At 69.1% G+C, this 17,978-nt stretch carries 15 protein-coding genes; 9 read left to right on the top strand and 6 right to left on the bottom strand.

Annotation, left to right across the window (positions count from 1 at the left end; genetic code table 11):
• Positions 1 to 199 precede the first annotated feature (199 nt).
• Complete coding sequence (gene metG / locus HWX39_RS29755; protein WP_175971268.1) at positions 200 to 2,362, top strand: methionine--tRNA ligase; 2,163 nt, start codon at positions 200 to 202, stop codon at positions 2,360 to 2,362.
• A gap of 59 nt (positions 2,363 to 2,421) precedes the next feature.
• Here the strand turns inward: metG and HWX39_RS29750 are convergent, their stop codons facing one another.
• Both HWX39_RS29750 and HWX39_RS29745 read right to left on the bottom strand, forming a co-directional pair.
• Complete coding sequence (locus HWX39_RS29750) at positions 2,422 to 6,504, bottom strand: translocation/assembly module TamB domain-containing protein (RefSeq protein WP_175971267.1); 4,083 nt, start codon at positions 6,502 to 6,504, stop codon at positions 2,422 to 2,424.
• A gap of 28 nt (positions 6,505 to 6,532) precedes the next feature.
• Entirely contained in the window at positions 6,533 to 8,335 is a 1,803-nt protein-coding gene (locus tag HWX39_RS29745) for an autotransporter assembly complex family protein (protein ID WP_175971266.1), read from the bottom strand.
• Between the two features lie 270 nt (positions 8,336 to 8,605).
• On the opposite strand from HWX39_RS29745, the gene HWX39_RS29740 reads away from it, so the two are divergent.
• The 4 genes from HWX39_RS29740 (at position 8,606) to panD (ending at position 11,210) form a co-directional block, all read left to right on the top strand.
• On the top strand, positions 8,606 to 8,794 hold the full coding sequence (locus HWX39_RS29740; protein WP_006478107.1) for a DUF3460 family protein: 189 nt from the start codon (positions 8,606 to 8,608) through the stop codon (positions 8,792 to 8,794).
• Positions 8,795 to 8,798: 4 nt separating this feature from the next.
• On the top strand, positions 8,799 to 9,671 hold the full coding sequence (locus HWX39_RS29735; protein ID WP_011352890.1) for a ScpA family protein: 873 nt from the start codon (positions 8,799 to 8,801) through the stop codon (positions 9,669 to 9,671).
• A gap of 267 nt (positions 9,672 to 9,938) precedes the next feature.
• A complete protein-coding gene (panC, locus tag HWX39_RS29730) occupies positions 9,939 to 10,778 on the top strand; it encodes a pantoate--beta-alanine ligase (protein ID WP_175971265.1) in 840 nt (279 codons plus the stop codon).
• A gap of 45 nt (positions 10,779 to 10,823) precedes the next feature.
• On the top strand, positions 10,824 to 11,210 hold the full coding sequence (gene panD / locus HWX39_RS29725; protein ID WP_174941621.1) for an aspartate 1-decarboxylase: 387 nt from the start codon (positions 10,824 to 10,826) through the stop codon (positions 11,208 to 11,210).
• A gap of 131 nt (positions 11,211 to 11,341) precedes the next feature.
• On the opposite strand, the gene HWX39_RS29720 is transcribed toward panD, so the two are convergent.
• The 4 genes from HWX39_RS29720 to HWX39_RS29705 all read right to left on the bottom strand — a co-directional run bounded on the left by HWX39_RS29720 (position 11,342) and on the right by HWX39_RS29705 (position 14,435).
• Positions 11,342 to 12,010: a ParA family protein gene (locus HWX39_RS29720; protein ID WP_175971264.1), complete on the bottom strand. Its 669-nt coding sequence runs from the start codon at positions 12,008 to 12,010 to the stop codon at positions 11,342 to 11,344.
• 136 nt (positions 12,011 to 12,146) lie between these two features.
• On the bottom strand, positions 12,147 to 12,560 hold the full coding sequence (locus tag HWX39_RS29715) for a DoxX family protein (RefSeq protein WP_175971263.1): 414 nt from the start codon (positions 12,558 to 12,560) through the stop codon (positions 12,147 to 12,149).
• 150 nt (positions 12,561 to 12,710) lie between these two features.
• On the bottom strand, positions 12,711 to 12,851 hold the full coding sequence (locus HWX39_RS29710; protein ID WP_167316019.1) for a hypothetical protein: 141 nt from the start codon (positions 12,849 to 12,851) through the stop codon (positions 12,711 to 12,713).
• An 81-nt stretch (positions 12,852 to 12,932) separates the two neighbouring features.
• The gene (locus tag HWX39_RS29705) at positions 12,933 to 14,435 is read right to left on the bottom strand and encodes a cobyric acid synthase (RefSeq protein ID WP_175971262.1); all 1,503 of its coding nucleotides are present in this window, start codon (positions 14,433 to 14,435) and stop codon (positions 12,933 to 12,935) included.
• A gap of 74 nt (positions 14,436 to 14,509) precedes the next feature.
• Between HWX39_RS29705 and cobU the strand changes: the two genes are divergently transcribed.
• Genes cobU through HWX39_RS29685 form a run of 4 tightly spaced genes read left to right on the top strand, consistent with a single transcriptional unit; the run spans position 14,510 to position 17,925 of the window.
• Positions 14,510 to 15,064, top strand: coding sequence for a bifunctional adenosylcobinamide kinase/adenosylcobinamide-phosphate guanylyltransferase (gene cobU, locus HWX39_RS29700; protein WP_175971261.1), 555 nt, complete (start codon positions 14,510 to 14,512; stop codon positions 15,062 to 15,064).
• Positions 15,058 to 16,002 carry an adenosylcobinamide-phosphate synthase CbiB gene (gene cbiB / locus HWX39_RS29695; RefSeq protein ID WP_175971260.1) on the top strand — a complete coding sequence of 315 codons (945 nt, stop codon included), beginning with the start codon at positions 15,058 to 15,060 and terminating at the stop codon, positions 16,000 to 16,002. Before cobU ends, cbiB begins: the two co-directional genes overlap by 7 nt.
• Complete coding sequence (gene cobD, locus HWX39_RS29690) at positions 15,995 to 17,014, top strand: threonine-phosphate decarboxylase CobD (RefSeq protein ID WP_175971259.1); 1,020 nt, start codon at positions 15,995 to 15,997, stop codon at positions 17,012 to 17,014. Before cbiB ends, cobD begins: the two co-directional genes overlap by 8 nt.
• The gene (locus tag HWX39_RS29685) at positions 17,011 to 17,925 is read left to right on the top strand and encodes a cobalamin-binding protein (protein ID WP_175971258.1); all 915 of its coding nucleotides are present in this window, start codon (positions 17,011 to 17,013) and stop codon (positions 17,923 to 17,925) included. The genes cobD and HWX39_RS29685 overlap by 4 nt, the downstream gene beginning before the upstream one ends.
• Positions 17,926 to 17,978: the final 53 nt, after the last annotated feature.

The following is a 17,978-nucleotide window of genomic DNA, read 5'->3' as shown; positions in this document are numbered from 1 at the left end:
GCTCCGGGGCCGTATCCGCCCCGGTTTTTTTTGCCCGCAGAAATCGTGCCGCAACGCAGCACATCACCGACGGGCACACCGCTTGCGCAGCCCCTTCCGTCTCGGCGCCCGGTCAAGGGCGCCTGCCCGCGTCGCTGGCGCGCGCCCCTGCTAGAATCGCAGTTTCCCGTCGTTTTACCGCTGTCCCTCTACAGACCCTATGTCCGCATCCGACCTCACTCCCGTGCAGGCTGCGGCGCCGCAAGGCCGCCGCCAGATCCTCGTTACGTCCGCACTGCCCTATGCCAACGGGCAGATCCACATCGGCCACCTGGTCGAGTACATCCAGACCGACATCTGGGTGCGGACGCTGCGAATGCATGGCCATGAGGTCTACTACATCGGCGCCGACGACACGCACGGCACGCCGATCATGCTGCGCGCGGAGAAGGAAGGCCTGAGCCCGAAGCAGCTGATCGATCGCGTGTGGGCCGAGCACAAGCGCGATTTCGACAGCTTCGGCGTGTCGTTCGACAACTTCTACTCGACCGATTCGGACGAGAACCGCGTGCTGAGCGAGAAGATCTACGTTGCGCTGAAGGACGCCGGCTTCATCGCCGAGCGCGAGATCGAGCAGGCATACGACCCCGTCAAGGAAATGTTCCTGCCGGATCGCTTCATCAAGGGCGAGTGCCCGAAGTGCCACGCGAAGGACCAGTACGGCGACAGCTGCGAAGTGTGCGGCTCGACCTACCTGCCCACCGAACTGCTGAACCCGTATTCGGTCGTGTCGGGCGCGACGCCGGTGCGCAAGACGTCGAAGCACTACTTCTTCCGCCTGTCCGATCCGCGCTGCGAAACGTTCCTCCGCGAATGGGTGAGCGGCCTCGCGCAGCCCGAAGCGACCAACAAGATGCGCGAATGGCTCGGCGACGCCGGCGAGGCCAAGCTCGCCGACTGGGACATCTCGCGTGACGCGCCGTACTTCGGCTTCGAGATCCCGGGCGCGCCCGGCAAGTATTTCTACGTCTGGCTCGACGCGCCGGTCGGCTATTACGCGAGCTTCAAGAACCTGTGCGACCGCAATGGCATCGACTTCGATGCGTGGGTCCGCCCGGGCTCGACCACCGAGCAGTATCACTTCATCGGCAAGGACATCCTGTACTTCCACACGCTGTTCTGGCCCGCGATGCTCGAGTTCTCGGGCCACCGCACGCCGACCAACGTGTTCGCGCACGGGTTCCTGACCGTTGACGGCGCGAAGATGTCGAAGTCGCGCGGCACGTTCATCACCGCGCAGAGCTACATCGACACCGGCATGAACCCCGAATGGCTGCGCTACTACTTCGCCGCGAAGCTGAACGCGACGATGGAAGACATCGACCTGAACCTCGACGACTTCCAGGCGCGCGTGAACAGCGACCTCGTCGGCAAGTACGTGAACATCGCGAGCCGCGCGGCAGGCTTCCTGATCAAGCGCTTCGACGGCCGCGTGCAGGACAGCGCGATGAACCACCCGCTCGTCGCGAAGCTGCGCGAGGCAATCCCCCAGATCGCCGCGCACTACGAAGCACGCGAGTACGGCCGCGCACTGCGCCACACGATGGAACTCGCGGACGAAGTGAATGCGTACGTCGACGGCGCGAAGCCGTGGGATCTCGCAAAGGATCCGGCCAACGCGGTCGCGCTGCACGAAACCTGCAGCGTGAGCCTCGAATCGTTCCGCCTGCTGTCGCTCGCGCTGAAGCCGGTGATGCCGCGCGTCGCCGCTGCCGTCGAGTCGTTCTTCGGGATCGCGCCGCTCGCATGGGCCGATGCCGCGAAGCCGCTGTCGTCGGAACAGCCGATCAAGGCGTACCAGCACCTGATGACGCGCGTCGACCCGAAGCAGATCGAAGCGCTGCTCGCCGCGAACCGCGATTCGCTGCAGGCCGAAGCCGCCGGCGCGGCTGTCGCGAGCGCGAACGCCGCGAAGGATGCGAAGAACAACGCGAAGGCGAAGGCGGACGCGAAGCAGGCGGTCGTGAACGGCGCGGACGATGCCCCCATCTCGATCGACGATTTCGCGAAGATCGACCTGCGCATCGCGAAGATCGTCGCGTGCCAGGCCGTCGAAGGCTCGGACAAGCTGCTGCAGCTCACGCTCGACGTCGGCGAGGAAAAGACCCGCAACGTGTTCTCGGGCATCAAGTCCGCCTACCAGCCCGAGCAGCTCGTCGGCAAGCTGACCGTGATGGTCGCGAACCTCGCGCCGCGCAAGATGAAGTTCGGCCTGTCCGAAGGGATGGTGCTTGCCGCGTCGGCAACCGACGAGAAGGCCGAGCCGGGTCTCTACATCCTCGAGCCGCACAGCGGCGCGAAGCCCGGCATGCGCGTGAAGTAAGCCGCACGCGCGGCTGCTCGCGCGAAAAAAATGCCCCGCACGTCGTGCGGGGCATTTCTTCATGGCTGCTCGGCACGCCGCTCGCGGGCGCCGTCACGGCCGAACCAACGGTCGAAGCGCCGCGTGTAGTTCAGGTCGATGCCCTGGAACGTGCCGCCGTACGCGGACACCGACCAGAAGCGCGTCAGGTTGATCGTCGCCTTGAATGCGTTGCTCGCCGATTGCAGGCCCTGCTCGAAGCCGAGCACGAACCGCTCGTTGATCGCCTTCGACACCAGCACGACCTGCGGGTCGGTCAGGCCGACTTCGCTGCGGCCCACCGAGACCTCGTCGAGACCGAAGGTCTGCGCAACGCGCTTGCCGGTCACGCTGCCGAGCAGCCCGAGCGCCGCCGTCATCGCACCCTGCTGGCCGACGTTGTTGCCCTGGTCGGTGCCGTGCCCGAACAACAGCCACGACAGCTTTTCGTTGTCCGTGACGTTCGGCTCCGACACGAGCTTGACCGTCAGCGACTGGATCGTGCCCGTTACCTGCACGCCGGCCTCGACCTCCTGGTTGCGCCGCATCGCGAGGATGTTGACGCCCGGGTTCGACACGGGGCCGTTGAACGTGAAGAAGCCGTTCTCGATCGCGAGCTTGCGGCCGAACGACGTATACGTCGATCCCTCGGTCACGCGCACGTTGCCGACCGCGCGCAGCGGCGCGCCCGGCGCGCTCATCACGGTGATCGTGCCGCGCAGCCCGAGATCCGCGCCGTGGCCCTTGAAGCGGAAGTTGTCGCCGAGGCCGATGTCGATGTTCGCGCGCGGCGCGAGCGACGGCGCCGGCTTGTCCCCGGCCGGCTTCGGCTTCGCGACCGCGGTGCCGGTCGGCGTCTCGCCGCGCACCGTGCCGCCCGGCCCCACGATCACCACATCGTCCGACAGGTGCGGCGCCGATTCCTCGGGCAGGTCGAACAAGGCGCGGTCGACGACGAACTTGCCGTCGATCGACAGCGCGCCGCGCGGCCCGTCGTTCGCGACCGTTGCCTTGCCCGACAGCGACAGCTTGCGATCCGGCGCCGCGAACAGTTCGAGCTTGTCCGCGACGATGCTCGCTGTCAGGTCGGGCGCCTCGCCATCGAGGCGCACGCGGCCGAGCGCGCGCAGCGTACCGTCGCCGCCGTGAAATTCGACCTGCTGGAATTCGACGAGGTTCTCCGAAAGCTTGATGCGTACGATACCGTCCTTCAACTGCACGCCCTGGTCGATCAGCGTCGCGGACAGGTCGTCGCCCGTCAGCATCCCCGACAGGTTAGGCTTCGCCGGCGTGCCCGCGACCGTCAGCTTCAGCGCCGCGCGCCCGCCGAGCAGATAGCTCGGCCCGAACAGGTTGCCGGTCGTCTTCAGCGCCGGGATGTCGGCGTCGATGCGGCCCGACAGCGGGCCGTCGTCGACCACGCCGAACATGCCGTCGCGCAGCGCGAACGGCACGGTGACGTTCGCGTCGAGCGTGCCGATCCGGTTCGCCTTCGCGAGCGCCGTCACGTTGAGCCGGTTGCCGGGCGTGAAGCTCGCACGCGCGGACAGGTCGGTCAGCCCCAGCGATGCGATGCCGCGCCCGCTCTCGATCGTCACGTCGCCGCCGCGACGCTTCACCTGCACATAGCCCGTCGAGTTCGCGCCGAGCGAGAAATCCCAATCGGCGTCGAGCACGACGTCGGTCCGCACCGGTGGCCGCTGGCCCGTCAGCTCCTGGCGGACCTCGAGGAAACGCGCGATCGACGCGCCGCTCACCGAGCCCGCCGAGCGCATCTGGCCGTGATCGAACACGAACGATTTCAGGTCGATCGCCGCGCCCTCGAGCGTGAGCCGCGTCGCGCCGAGCGTCACGCGGCCGGCGCCGGCCGATACGGTCAGCGGCGACTGAAGCGCGACGGCCGGCGTGCCGCGGTTCGCAAGACGCGTGACGGTGCCGTCCCAACGCATCCCGTCGCGGTTCTCGACCACGCCGCCGTTCGCCGCGAGCGTCACGTCGATCACGCGGCCGCCAGCCGTCCCGAGCGCCGACGCGTCGAGCGTGTGCTTCGCGCGCGTGCCGTCGAGGTTCGCGCGCAGCGATTTCAGCTTCAGCGAGCCGAGCGCGATGTCGGACGCGTCGGCCGTCAACACGAGCGCGCCGTGCGCGCCGTCGCGGATGTCCGCGCGGCCCTGCGCCGCGCCGATCCGGCTCGAGCCGACGACCACGTGCTCGGCCTTGTAGGTGGCCGTCACGTTCGGGTGCGCGAAGCTGCCGGTCAGGTCGCCCTGCGCCTGCACGAGCCCTTCCACGCCGAAGCCGAGCCGGTCGAGTTGCGGCGCGTCGACGACGAAGCGAAGCCGGTCGCCCGGCGCGCCGAAGCTGCCGCGCAGATCCACGTGGTTGCCCGCGATCGACAGGTTCGCGTTGCTCGGCAGAATGCGTGAGCCGGCGAGCTGCACGACGCCGGCGCCGGTCAGCGGCACGCCGTCGTACAGGCTGTCGCCGAGCTTGAAGGTCGCCTTCGTCGACACCTGCGGCGCGAACGCGCCCGACGCCGTCAGCGTGCCCGACACGCGCGTCTCGCCGCGCTGGGCCGGCGCCTTCGCGACCTTGGCGGGCGCCTTGCCGCCACCCGCCTTCGGCGCACGCATCGCGGCGAGCAGCAGCGGATCGAATGTCGTCAACGTCGCCTTCGCGTCGTAGCTCGAATGCGCATCGTGGCGGAACACGCCCGTCAGGTCGATCCGGCCCTTGCCCGCCGTCACGCGTGCGTCGGTCAGCACGGTCTGCTGCGGCGTCAGCGCAACCTTCGCGCGGGCGCCGAGGGCGAGCTTCGGGTCGTTCAGGTTGAAGTCGACCGTCGTCACGTCACCCGCGAGCGTCACGCCGAGCGGGCCGGCGAGACGCATCGGCCGCAGCTCGGCGACGAAGGCATTCAGGTCGAGGTTCGCGACCTTCAGGTCGAAGCGGCCCTTGCCGCCCGTCAGCGTGCCGTTGCCCGTCACGCTGCCGTCGCGGATCAGCTTCAGCGCGAGCGCGTCGATCCGCTGCGCGTGCGCGTCGAGATGCACGGTCGCGTGCGCGTCGATCACCGGCAGTAGGTGATCGCCGAGCGTGCCGGGTTTCGCGTTGACGATCGACACCGGGCCCGTCACCGCGAAACCCTTCGCGGGCTCGGCCCCGGCCGGCGCGGTCACGGGCGCGAGTTCCGCGCGCACCGCGAGATCGGCGGCCGGCGCGCCGGGCGCAAGGGCCTGCGGGTTCACGTGATCGAACGCGAGCGACGCGCGCGTGAGCGGCACCGCGCCGAACGGGGCGGCCTCGACGTGCGCGCGCCCGTTCAGCTTCATCCCGCTCGCGTCGACGTCGGCGACGAGCGCCTCGAGCGAACCCGACACGCGAGCGCGCGCGTCGACCGGCTCGCCGGACAGCTTGCCCGCATAAGTGGCTTCACCCGTCAGCGCGAACGGCTTCACGCCATCGAGCTTCGCGCGTGCGGTCAGCGCGCCGTACGGGGTATCGACGCCCTCGAGCACGAGTTCGTGGTGACGGCCGTCACTGCGGCCGTTCAGCGCGATATGGTCGAGCTGCGTCGTCGAGCCGCCGTCGTGGATCGCAAGGTGATCGACGCGCAGGTCGTCGATGCGCAACTGCAGCGGCAGGCTCAGGTCCTGCGGCGTCGTAGTCGGCGTCGACGGCCCCGGCGGGATTCGCACGTCGATCGTGCCGACGCGAAGATAGGCGATGGTCAGCCGCCACGGCGCACGGGTCAGCGCCCAGCGGCCGTCGAGCCGGTCGATGCGGATTTCGGTGCCGGTACCGTCGGGGCTCGTCCATGCGAACCCGCGCAGCCGCACGCCGGTCGCGAGCGAGCCGCCGTCGAGCGTACCCGCGAGCCGTGCGCCGAGCACGCGCTCGGCCACCTGCCACGCGAGCCGCGTGCCGTGCTCGGTCGTCACCGCGGCCAGCACGAGCCCGACCGCCAGCACGACGAGCAGCGCGACCGTCACGAGCGTCCACGCGACGACCCGTCCGATGCGCGCGACGGGCCCGCGGCGCGGCGCGCGCGGCGGCGCGTCGGGCGCGCCGTCGGGCGAGTCCGGATCGTGAGGCGGCGGCGTGTCGTTCGGGTCCTTCGTCATGCGGTTCGTCGTCGGTGAAGCGGTACGGTCAGAAAGCGATGCCGAGCGTCAGGTACGGGCGCACGCTATGGTTGCGCAACCCGTACGCGACGTCGACGTTGATCGGGCCGACGGGGCTGCGCCAGCGCGCGCCGATGCCGACGCCCGGGTAGAACACGCGCTCGCCCCACGCATCGGTGGCGGTGCCGATGTCGAAGAACGTCGCGGCGCCCCAGTCGCGATTGAACCAGTGCTGGTATTCGGCGGTGCCCGTCATCAGGTACTTGGTCGGCAGCACGGAGCCGTCGACGCTGTTGCCGATGCTCTGGTAGCCGTAGCCGCGCACCGAGTTCGAGCCGCCCGCGCGGAACAGCAGCGACGCCGGCACACCGGTCGAGCTGCCGCTCGTGAACACGCCGCCGAGTTCCGCGCGGAACACGAACAGGTCGCGCTTGCCGATCGGCAGGTACTGCTGGCCGCGCGCGTAGCCGCGGATGAACGACTGGTCGGTCAGCACACCCTTGACCGCGAAGCCGGCCTCGGCGTGGATCAGGTTGCCCGAACGCGGGAACAGCGGATCGTCGACGTTGCGGCGCGTCCACGCCCATTGCGGCACGAGCGCGCGGCTCGTGGTCGGCCCGGCGCCGTTCTGGTCGAGCCGGTCCTGGTAGTACATCAGCGAATACGAATAGTCGATGAACTGGCCGGTGCGCGTGCGCTGCGCGCCGATCCGCGCGCTGTAGATGCGCGTGTCCGACACGTTGGTGTTCGTGTACGACGCGAGCACGCTGTTGGTCCAGCCCTTCTCGCCCGGCGGCATCGACAGCTGGACCTGCCCGTATTGCTGGATCTGGTCGAGCCGGCCCGACACGGTCAGCGGCCATGCGGCGCCGAACGTGTCGAGATACGTATAGGAGCCCTGCACGTGCGGCCCGGTATCGGTGGCAAAGCCGACGCCGCCACGAATGTTGTTGTACGGGAACTCGCTGACCTTCACGTGCACGGGTGTGCGCTCGGGCTTCGCCGTATCGTCGCCGACGTCGATCGCGACGCTCGCGTAATACGGCGTGTTCTGCAACTGCCGCTGCAGTTCGGTGATGCGCTGCACGTCGTAGATCTCGCCTTCCGACAGCGGATTGACGTTCGTGACGATCTTTTCCGGATAGCGCCGTACGCCGTCGACGTCGACCTTGCCGATCGTGAACGTCGGGCCGCTGTCGAACGTGACCGCGAGCGTCGCGCGCTGCGTGCTCGGGTCGATGCGCGCCTCCGACGACGCGATCTTCCCGCCGAGATAGCGGCGCGACTGCAGTTGCTTGAGCGCGGCCCCCTTCGCGCCGTCCCAGTCGGACTGCGTGAACGGATCGCCCGGCTTCAGCGAGAACGCGAAACGGGTCGCCGCTTCCTGCTTCGGATCCTCGGTGTCGATGGGCCCGTTGAAGGTCAGGTCGACGCTCGACACGATCGTCTGCTTCCCCGGATCGACCGCGATGCGCACGTCGCGCTTGCCGTCGCGCGTGCGCACGTCGGTGCGCACGACCGGCGAGAAATAGCCGGCCGTCGCGGTCAGGTCGCGCACCTGCTGCGGCGTGGCGGTGACGAGGAAGTCGAACTGGTCGTCGCTGATGTCGTCGCGCTTCGCGAAGCGCGCGATATCGAGATGCGACTTGAGCAGCTTGCGAACCGAGCGCGGCGCGTCGATGTCGACGTCGTACTTCGCGTGGGCCGGCAGCGCGATGCACGCGGCAAGGCAACCCGCGAGGGCCAGCCACGCGACGCCGGCGCGATTGCGTTCCACGCGCGGGCCCGCGTCATGTGCCGTATGTGCTTGCTGATTCGACTGCCCCGCCAAATATGACCTCGCCCTCGGTTATCACGGTTTTGTGGAAAACCCCGTATTTGACCACAGGGTGCCGGCACCAAAGCTTAATGTTTGTAAACCGCTTTGCAAGCGTGCGAGCGTGGCCGCGGCATCATGCGTGACGGTGCGCGTTCGGGCGCCGGCGGCATGCCGGACCGCGGATTCGACGCGCGATTGACGCCGGCTGTTCCCGCGATGCGGTAAAATCCCGCCATCGTGAATCCGGCGCATCGTGCGCCGCCCGAAACGGAAAACCCAGCCATGCCGTACCAGTCCGATGTCACGCAGTTCCTGAACCAGCTCAAGCAGCAGAAGCCGACGCTCGAGGAAGAGCAGCGCAAGGGCCGTTCCCTGCTGTGGGACAAGCAGCCGATCGATCTCGAAGAGCGCGCCGAGCAGCAGGAATCGCGCGTGAAGCAGACGTCGTACGTCTACTACCAGAACTTCTGACGACGTGAGCGCCGCAGACGAGGCCAGCGCCGCCCGGCAGGACGACGCGATCGCCGCGCCCGCGGGCGCCGATTCGACGCCCGACACGGTCGACGGTGTCGCGGCGTTCGCTCGCCTGTACGGCGAGCCGCTCTTCAAGCTGCCGCAGGATCTCTACATCCCGCCCGATGCGCTCGAGATCTTCCTCGAGACCTTCGAAGGCCCGCTCGACCTGCTGCTCTACCTGATCCGCAAGCAGAACTTCAACGTGCTCGACATCCCGATGGCGCAGGTCACCGCGCAATATCTGGGTTACGTCGACCAGATCCGCACGTCGAACCTCGAACTCGCGGCCGAGTACCTGCTGATGGCCGCGATGCTGATCGAGATCAAGTCGCGGATGCTGCTGCCGGTCAAGAAGGCCGACACCGGCGAGGAAGCCGAGGATCCGCGCGCCGAACTCGTGCGCCGCCTGCTCGAATACGAGCAGATGAAGCTCGCCGCGCAGCGGCTCGACCAGTTGCCGCAGCTCGGCCGCGACTTCCTGCGCGCCGAGGTCTACATCGAGCAGAGCGTCACGCCGCGCTTCCCCGACGTGAATTCGGACGACCTGCGCGCCGCATGGGCCGACGTGCTCAAGCGCGCGAAGCTCGTCCAGCACCACAAGATCTCCCGCGAGGAGCTGTCGGTGCGCGAACACATGAGCCTGATCCTGCGCCGGCTGCAGAACGCGCGCTTCATGGAGTTCGCCGAGCTGTTCGACACGTCGCGCGGCGTGCCGGTCGTCGTCGTGAATTTCATCGCGATGCTCGAGCTCGCGCGCGAGTCGCTCCTCGAGATCACGCAGGCCGAGCCGTTCGCGCCGATCTACGTGCGTCTCGCGTACCTGCCCGCGTAACCCCCGCGCCCGGCCTTTCCGTTCTCCCGAGTCATCCCGGCACACGCGCCGCCTCAGCGCAGCCCGGCGCGGCCGCGCGAGCCGTTACCGGCACGCCCGATTAAAAAGTGAACGATCGTTCTTTTTCCGATGCGTTTGGCGGCCAAATCCTCTACAATCCGCCGACGCCCGATGCGCCGCCCGCGCGCCGGCGTTCTCCGCTTCGACCCCGACGCCGCTGCTGCGGCGCCAACGCGCGCCACAGCGCGAGGAACCCGCTACCCGATCATGAAAGTCATCAGCTCGATCCATGAACTGCGCGACCAGCTGCGCGGACAGAACCGCACGGCGTTCGTGCCGACGATGGGCAACCTGCACGAAGGGCACCTATCGCTGATGCGCCTCGCGCGCCAGCACGGCGACCCGGTCGTGGCGAGCATCTTCGTCAACCGGCTGCAATTCGGCCCGAACGAGGATTTCGACAAGTATCCGCGCACGCTCCAGGACGATATCGAGAAGCTGCAGAAGGAAAACGTCTACGTGCTGTTCGCGCCGACCGAGCGCGACATGTACCCGGAACCGCAGGAATACCGCGTGCTGCCGCCAGACGATCTCGGCGGGATCCTCGAAGGGGAATTCCGGCCCGGCTTCTTCACCGGCGTGTGCACGGTCGTGACGAAGCTGATGGCCTGCGTGCAGCCGCGCGTCGCCGTGTTCGGCAAGAAGGACTACCAGCAGCTGATGATCGTGCGCCGCATGTGCCAGCAGCTCGCGCTGCCGGTCGACGTCATCGCCGCCGAAACCGTGCGCGACGAGGACGGCCTCGCGCTGTCGTCGCGCAATCGCTACCTGTCGGCCGACGAGCGCAACGAAGCGCCCGAACTCGCGAAGACGCTGCAGCGCATCCGCGAGAACGTGCTCGGCGGCGAACGCGACCTCGGCAAGCTCGAGGAAATGGCCCGCACGCATCTGGCCGGCCGCGGCTGGGCGCCCGACTACATCTCGATCCGCCGCCGCGCGAACCTGATCGCGCCGAGCGCGGCCGAGCTCGAAGCCGGCGAACCGCTCGTCGTCGTAGCCGCCGCGAAGCTCGGCGCGACGCGCCTCATCGACAACCTGGAAATCTGACGGGCCGCCCCGCCCGCGCCTCTCACGACGCATCACGGAGACACCATGCAGCGCCACATGCTCAAATCGAAGATCCATCGCGCGGCCGTCACGCACTGCGAGCTGCACTACGAAGGCTCGTGCGCGATCGACGAAGACCTGCTCGAAGCATCGGGCATCATCGAAAACGAACGGATCGACATCTGGAACATCAACAACGGCGAGCGCTTCTCGACGTACGCGATCAAGGGTGAGCGCGGCAGCGGGATGATCTCGCTGAACGGCTCGGCCGCGCGTCGCGCGCAACTCGGCGACCTCGTGATCATCGCGGCATTCGCGATGGTCGACGATGCCGAGCTGCAGGCCGGCTGGAAGCCGAAGCTCGTGTTCATCGACGACGGCAACAAGATCAAGGGCCACCGCGATCACGTGCCGACGCAGAACTGGACCTGACCTGAACGGCCATCCGCGCAGCCTGGTGCGCGGGAGCAGCCGCGCCGCTCGTGGTCGAAGGGCCGGATTCCGTACGCCACGGAACCCGGCCCTTTCTTATTGCATCGTGCGCCGGTCCGGCGGCCGCGCGATCAGGACGCCTTGGCGGCCTTCTCCGCCTTCTCTGCCTTGGGCGCCCGGCGTTCGGCCCATTCGACGATCGGCCGCCACTGTTCGAGATCCTTCTCGACCCGGCTCTTCGCGACGTCCCACAGCGTGAGGCCGTGCGCGGCGATCTGCACGTAGTTCTGCGTGTCGCGCACGAAGCCGAGCACCGGCAGGCCGAGCCCCTCGACGAACCGGTGAAGCTGGTCCGACGAGCGCGTGCGTGCATCGACCCGCATCCCGACGATCCCGACCTCGACGCTGCCCTTGCGCACGGCCTTCTCGCCGGCGAGGCGCTCCAGAAACTGCTGCGTGGCCAGAATATCGAACATCGACGGCTGCAGCGGCACGATCACCTTGTCCGCCAGTTGCAGCGCGACGTTGAGCCGGTTGCCGTGCAGGCCGGCCGGCGTGTCGATCACGGCATATTCGAGGCCGCGCGGCGGCTTCGTCGGCGCATCCGGATCAAGCTCCCATGCCTCGATCGCCGGCAATCCGGCCGGCCGCAGGTCGAGCCACGCATGCGCGGACTGCTGCCGGTCCAGGTCGGCGAGCGCGACCCACGCGCCCTGCGCCGCGAAAAAGCCGGCAAGATTGGTGGACAGCGTGCTCTTTCCCACGCCGCCCTTCGGATTCGCCACCACGATCACCGTCATGAATTCCCCCGAAAGAACCGCGCGGCGCCGGCCGCATGGCAGGCGCCGCTCGATTGCGGATACAGGGAGCGATGATATCGGCAAACGGGGGGTCACCGGAACGGGTTGCACCGCGCCGCGTCTGCTTACTTTCTCCTTACACACGCCGAACCGCGGCCTCCCGTGCGCCGAGCGCGAACGCGCCGCCGCCCAGCAGCGCTTGCACGGCAAGCGTGACGGCCCAGAACGCCGGATATTCCCAGCCGCCGTTCGGTGATGCGAAGCTCCAGCCGTTCGGCAGATGCGCGGCGGTCGCGCCGAGCATGAACGGCAGCAGCACGAGCGCGGCGACGCGCACGCGCAAGCCCGCGAGCAGCGCAACGCCGCCAGCCAGTTCGACGAACGTCGTCAGGTAAGCGAGCCAGCCCGGCAAGCCGATCGACGCAAAGAACTGAGCGGTGCCGGGCAGCGTGAAGACGAACACCTTCTGCGCGACGTGCGCGAGGTACAGCACGCCGAGCGTGACGCGCAGCAGGGTCGCGGCACATTCGTTGAGGCGATTGGGGTTCATGGCGAATTCCTTCGTGAGTGGTGTGAATGGATCGCACTCTATTCGAATCGATTCGACCGATAAACGCGCCAATTCGCTTTAACTGATTCCTTTGAAGAGTTAATTGGGGCGTAAAAAAGGGGCATGACCGATCATGCCCCGTGACCAGCTTCAGTAACCGCTCTTGCCTTGCGTGGCGTCGCCGGAACCGGACTGGCTGCCGCCCGGCGCGTACGAATCGCACGCGTGCGCAACCGCCGACGCGCCCAGCAGCGCCGCGAGCAGCACGCTCCACCACCATCGAGCCTTCATCGCCGCACTCCTCCAGGCGGACATCCGCCCTCCTGTGTTGTACGCGATCCAGCGGAAAAAGCGAGCACGGCCCGCTCCGCGTCAGCGAAACTCGGCGTACAGCGCGTCGAGGTCGAGATGGTCGGCGAACGTGTCGGCCAGCCGCTCGAGCGATGCCTCGCGCAGCGCCGGATAGTCGATGCGCTCGGCGCCGTCGAGCCCGGCCCACGCGAGCAGCGCCGTGCAGGCGTCCGGCGAGTCGAACAGCCCGTGCACGTAGGTCGCGAGGATCTGGCCATCGCCGGAAACCGCGCCGTCGGGGCGTGTGCCGTCCTGCGCGGCGTCGGCTGCCAGCGCCAGTGCGGGCGATTCGAGCGCAGGCCCTTGCGTATCGCCCATGTGGATCTCGTATCCACGCACGGCAGCCCCGCCCGGCAGCGCGAGGCGCCCCGTCACGTTCTTCAGCGTCTTGTCGGGCTGCAGCGTCGTGTCGAAATCGAGCAAGCCGAGCCCCGGCACGCTACCGGGCGCGCCTTCGAGGCCGAGCGGATCGTCGAGCGAGCGGCCGAGCATCTGCATCCCGCCGCATATGCCGATCACCTTCCCGCCGTAGCGCAGGTGGCGACGGATCAGCGTGTCCCAGCCCGCGTCGCGCAGCCATGCGAGATCGCGCTGCACGCTCTTCGAACCGGGCAGGATCAGGAGGTCGGCGTCCGGCACGGGGCCGCTCTTCCAGTACGTGAATTCGACCTGCGGATGCGCACGCAGCGGATCGAAATCGGTGTGGTTGCTGATGCGCGGCAGCGCCGGCACGACAACCCGCAGCACGCCGGCGTCGCCCCGTGCGGCTGCGCTGCGCGCCTGTGCGGGCAGCATGTCCTCGGCGTCGAGCAGCAGCCCGTGCAGGTACGGCAGCACGCCGAACACGGGCTTGCCCGTTTGCGCGCGCAGCCAGTCGAGCCCCGGTTCGAGCAGCTTGATATCGCCGCGGAAGCGGTTGATCACGAAGCCGCGTACGCGCGCACGTTCGCTGTCCGACAGGCACGCGAGCGTGCCGACCAGGTGCGCGAACACGCCGCCGCGGTCGATATCGGCGACGAGCACGACCGGGCAGTCGACACGTTCGGCAAAACCCATGTTCGCGATGTCGCCATCGCGCAGGTTGACCTCCGCCGGGCTGCCCGCGCCCTCGACGATCACCGTGTCGTAGCCGGCACGCAGACGCGCGTACGACTCGAGCACCGCGTCGAACGCGACCGGCTTGTAGTCGTGATAAGCGCGTGCGTCGAGATTCATGCGCGCCTTGCCGTGAATGATCACCTGCGCGCCGCGGTCGCTCGTCGGCTTCAGCAGCACGGGGTTGAAATCCGTATGCGGCGCGACGCCCGCGGCCAGTGCCTGCAGCGCCTGCGCGCGGCCGATCTCGCCGCCGTCGGCCGTCACCGCGCTGTTGAGCGCCATGTTCTGCGGCTTGAACGGCGCGACGCGCGCGCCGGCGCGGCGTGCCAGCCGGCACAGGCCGGCAACCAGCGTGCTCTTGCCCGCGTCGGACGTCGTGCCCTGGATCATCAGCGTGCCGCGCGGCCGCGGCTCGGGTGCATTCATCGTGTAAAGGTCATCGCGAGGCAAAGGCCGCATTATCCCCTGCGCCGCTATGCCCGCGCCGTTACAATCACGCGATGATTCCGCACGACCTCACCTTCGTCCTCGGCGGCGCGCGCTCGGGCAAGAGCGCGTATGCCGAGCGGCTCGCCGCCGACAGCGGCCGCCCCGTCACCTACATCGCGACCGCAACCGCCGCCGATGCCGAATTCGCGCAGCGCATCGCGCACCATCGCGCGCGCCGGCCGGCCGACTGGGGTTTCGCGGACGCGCCCGTCGATCTCGCCGGCACGCTCGCGCGGCTCGACGATCCGCACGCGTGCCTGCTCGTCGACTGCCTGACGCTGTGGCTCACGAACCTGCTGTGCCCGGCCGACGGCGAACCGCTCGACGATGCGCAGTACGCGGCGCAGGTCGACCGGCTCGAGCACGCGTTGCGCAGCGCGCACGCCAAGGTGATCGTCGTCAGCAACGAGATCGGGCTCGGCGTCGTGCCGCTCGGGTCGGTCACGCGCCGCTACGTCGATGAACTCGGCCGCCTGAACCAGCGCGTCGCCGCGCTCGCGACGCGCGCGACGCTGCTCGTCGCCGGGCTGCCGCTCGACCTCAAGACGGGAGCGCCGTCATGCTGATGCTGTCGCTGCCCGTCGTCGCGATGTTCGCGGTCGCGGCCGCGATCATCGACCGGGCGATCGGCGAACCGGCCGGCTGGCATCCGCTCGTCGCGTTCGGCCGCCTCGCCGCGCGCATCGAAGGCGCGCTGAACACGGGCCGGCGCGGCCGCATGGTCGGCGTCGTCGCGTGGATCGCGGCGGTCGTGCCGCCGGTCGCCATCGCGGCATGGTTCACGGCCGTGCTGCCGTGGCCGCTTGCGGCCGCGCTGCACATCGCGCTGCTGTGGTTCGCCCTCGGCGCGAAAAGCCTCACGGACCACGTCGCGCCGATCGCGGCTGCCTTGCTGCGGCATGACCTCGGCGCCGCCCGCGCGCTGACCGCGCGCATCGTGTCGCGCGACACGAGCGATGCCGACGAAGGCGCGCTGTCGCGCGCGGCCGTCGAATCGGCGCTCGAGAACGGCAACGACGCGATCTTCGGCGCGCTGTTCTGGTTCGTCGTCGCAGGCGGCCCCGGCGCGCTGCTGTTCCGGCTCGCGAATACGCTCGATGCGATGTGGGGCTACCGCACGCCGCGCTTCCTGACCTTCGGCTGGGCCGCCGCGCGCCTCGACGATGCGCTGAACTGGATTCCCGCGCGCCTCACGGCCGCGAGCTACGCGCTGCTCGGCGACACGGCCGCCGCATGGCGCTGCTGGCGCACGCAGGCGCGCCACTGGGACAGCCCCAACGCGGGCCCGGTGATGGCTGCCGGCGCCGGCAGCCTGAACGTGCAGCTCGGCGGCCCCGCCGTCTATCACGGTGAGATCGAGGACCGTCCCGCGCTCGGCACCGGCGCAACGGCGACCGCCATTCACATCGTCGCCGCGCTGTCGCTCGTCACGCGCACACTTGCCCTGTGGCTCGCGCTGCTGGTCGCGAGCGGCGCACTCGCCATGGCCACCCATCATGTCTGACACCCGCATCGCGCACGGCGGCAACCTGCACGAAGCCGCGCGCCGCCACGGCATTCCGTACGACACGTGGCTCGACCTGTCGACCGGCATCAATCCGGTCGGCTATCCGGTCCCGCCCGTCCCGGCCGACGCATGGCGCCGGCTGCCCGACGACGGCGACGGCCTCGCGGCCTGCGCCGCGCAGTACTACCACGCACCCGATCCCGCACACGTGCTGCCGGTTGCCGGCAGCCAGGCCGCGATCCGCGCGTTGCCCGCGTTGCTGCCGACCGGCGACGCCGGCGTCGCGCCGCTCGCGTACGGCGAATACGCGCCTGCCTTCACACGCCACGGCCATCGCGTCGTCGCGCTCGATATCGATGCAGATACGCTGCCTGCGACGCTGCGCCACGTCATCGTCGGGAATCCGAACAACCCGACTGCCGAATTCGTGCCGGCCGGGCGCCTGCTCGATTGGCACGCGCAACTGGCGTCACGCGGCGGCACGCTGATCGTCGACGAGGCATTCGCCGATACGGGCGCGACGCGCTCGCTCGCGCCGCACGTCGATCGTCCTGGGCTCATCGTGCTGCGCTCGGTCGGCAAGTTCTTCGGGCTCGCCGGCATCCGCGCCGGCTTCGTGCTCGCGTGCCCAGACCGGATCGTCGCGCTGCGCGACCTGCTCGGCGCTTGGACGGTCGGCGGCCCCGCCCGCCACGCGGTCGCCGCGGCGTTCGCCGATCGCGCCTGGCAGGCCGCCGCCCGCGAACGGCTCGCGGCCGACGGCGAGCGGCTGGCCGGCTTGCTGCGCGCGCACGGCTTCGCGGTTCGCGCGACGCCGCTCTTCAGCTGGACCGACGACCCGCGCGCCGCGGCGCTGCATGCGGCACTCGCGGCACGCGGGGTCTGGACGCGGCACTTCCCGACACCGTCGAGCGTACGCGTCGGTCTGCCGGGGAGCGAAGCGGAATGGCAGCGCCTCGGCGACGCGCTCGCGCACTGCGTGCCGACGCTGCAACGGGAATCCGCATGAATCCGTCCATGTTTCGCCGGCTCGCGCGAGTCGCGCTACTGGCCGCGCTTGCTGACGCGCCACTCGTCCAAGCCGATGTCACGGCACGCGACGACGCCGGCAATACGGTCACGTTGCCCGCGCCCGCGCAGCGCGTGATCAGTCTTGCGCCGCACGCGACCGAGCTGGTCTACGCGGCCGGCGGCGGCGCGAAGCTCGTCGGCACCGTCACGTACAGCGACTATCCGCCCGCCGCGCAAGCGATACCGCGCGTTGGCGACAACAAGGCGCTCGACCTCGAGCGGATCGCCGCGCTGAAGCCCGACCTGATCGTCGTCTGGCGGCACGGCAACGCCGAGCGGCAGACCGACGCGCTGCGTGCGCTGCACATCCCGTTGTTCTTCAGCGAACCGAAGCGTCTCGACGACGTATCGTCGTCGCTGCGCCGGCTCGGCACGCTGCTCGGCACGCAACCGGCTGCCGATGCGGCCGCGGCCGCCTATACGCGCGACATCGCGGCGCTGCGCGCGCGTTATGCCGCGCGCACGCCGGTCACGATGTTCTTCCAGGTCTGGGATCGGCCGCTGATGACGCTCAACGGTGCGCACCTTATCAACGACGTGATCGAGCTGTGCGGCGGCCGCAACGTATTCGCGTCGCTCAAGCCGCTCGTGCCGACCGTCACCGACGAGGCTGTGCTCGCGGCGAATCCGGAGGCGATCGTGACGACCGGCGTGGGGGCGTCGCGGACGGACGAACCGCTGCCGAGCCTGGCGCGCTGGCGCACGTGGCCCGCACTGACGGCCGCGGCACGCAACAACCTGTTCGCGATCGACGGCGATCTGCTGACGCGGCCGTCGCCGCGGATCGCGCTGGGCGCAGCTGCGCTGTGCGAGGATCTCGATACCGCGCGTGCGCGGCGGCCGCACTGATTGCCGGCGACTTGCGCGTGTATCGCGCGTCAGATGCCTGAGACGAATTGACC

Source organism: Burkholderia sp. BCC0322 (genome assembly GCF_902833045.1).
Taxonomy (GTDB): Bacteria; Pseudomonadota; Gammaproteobacteria; order Burkholderiales; family Burkholderiaceae; genus Burkholderia.
This window is presented reverse-complemented; position numbering and strand designations above follow the sequence as displayed.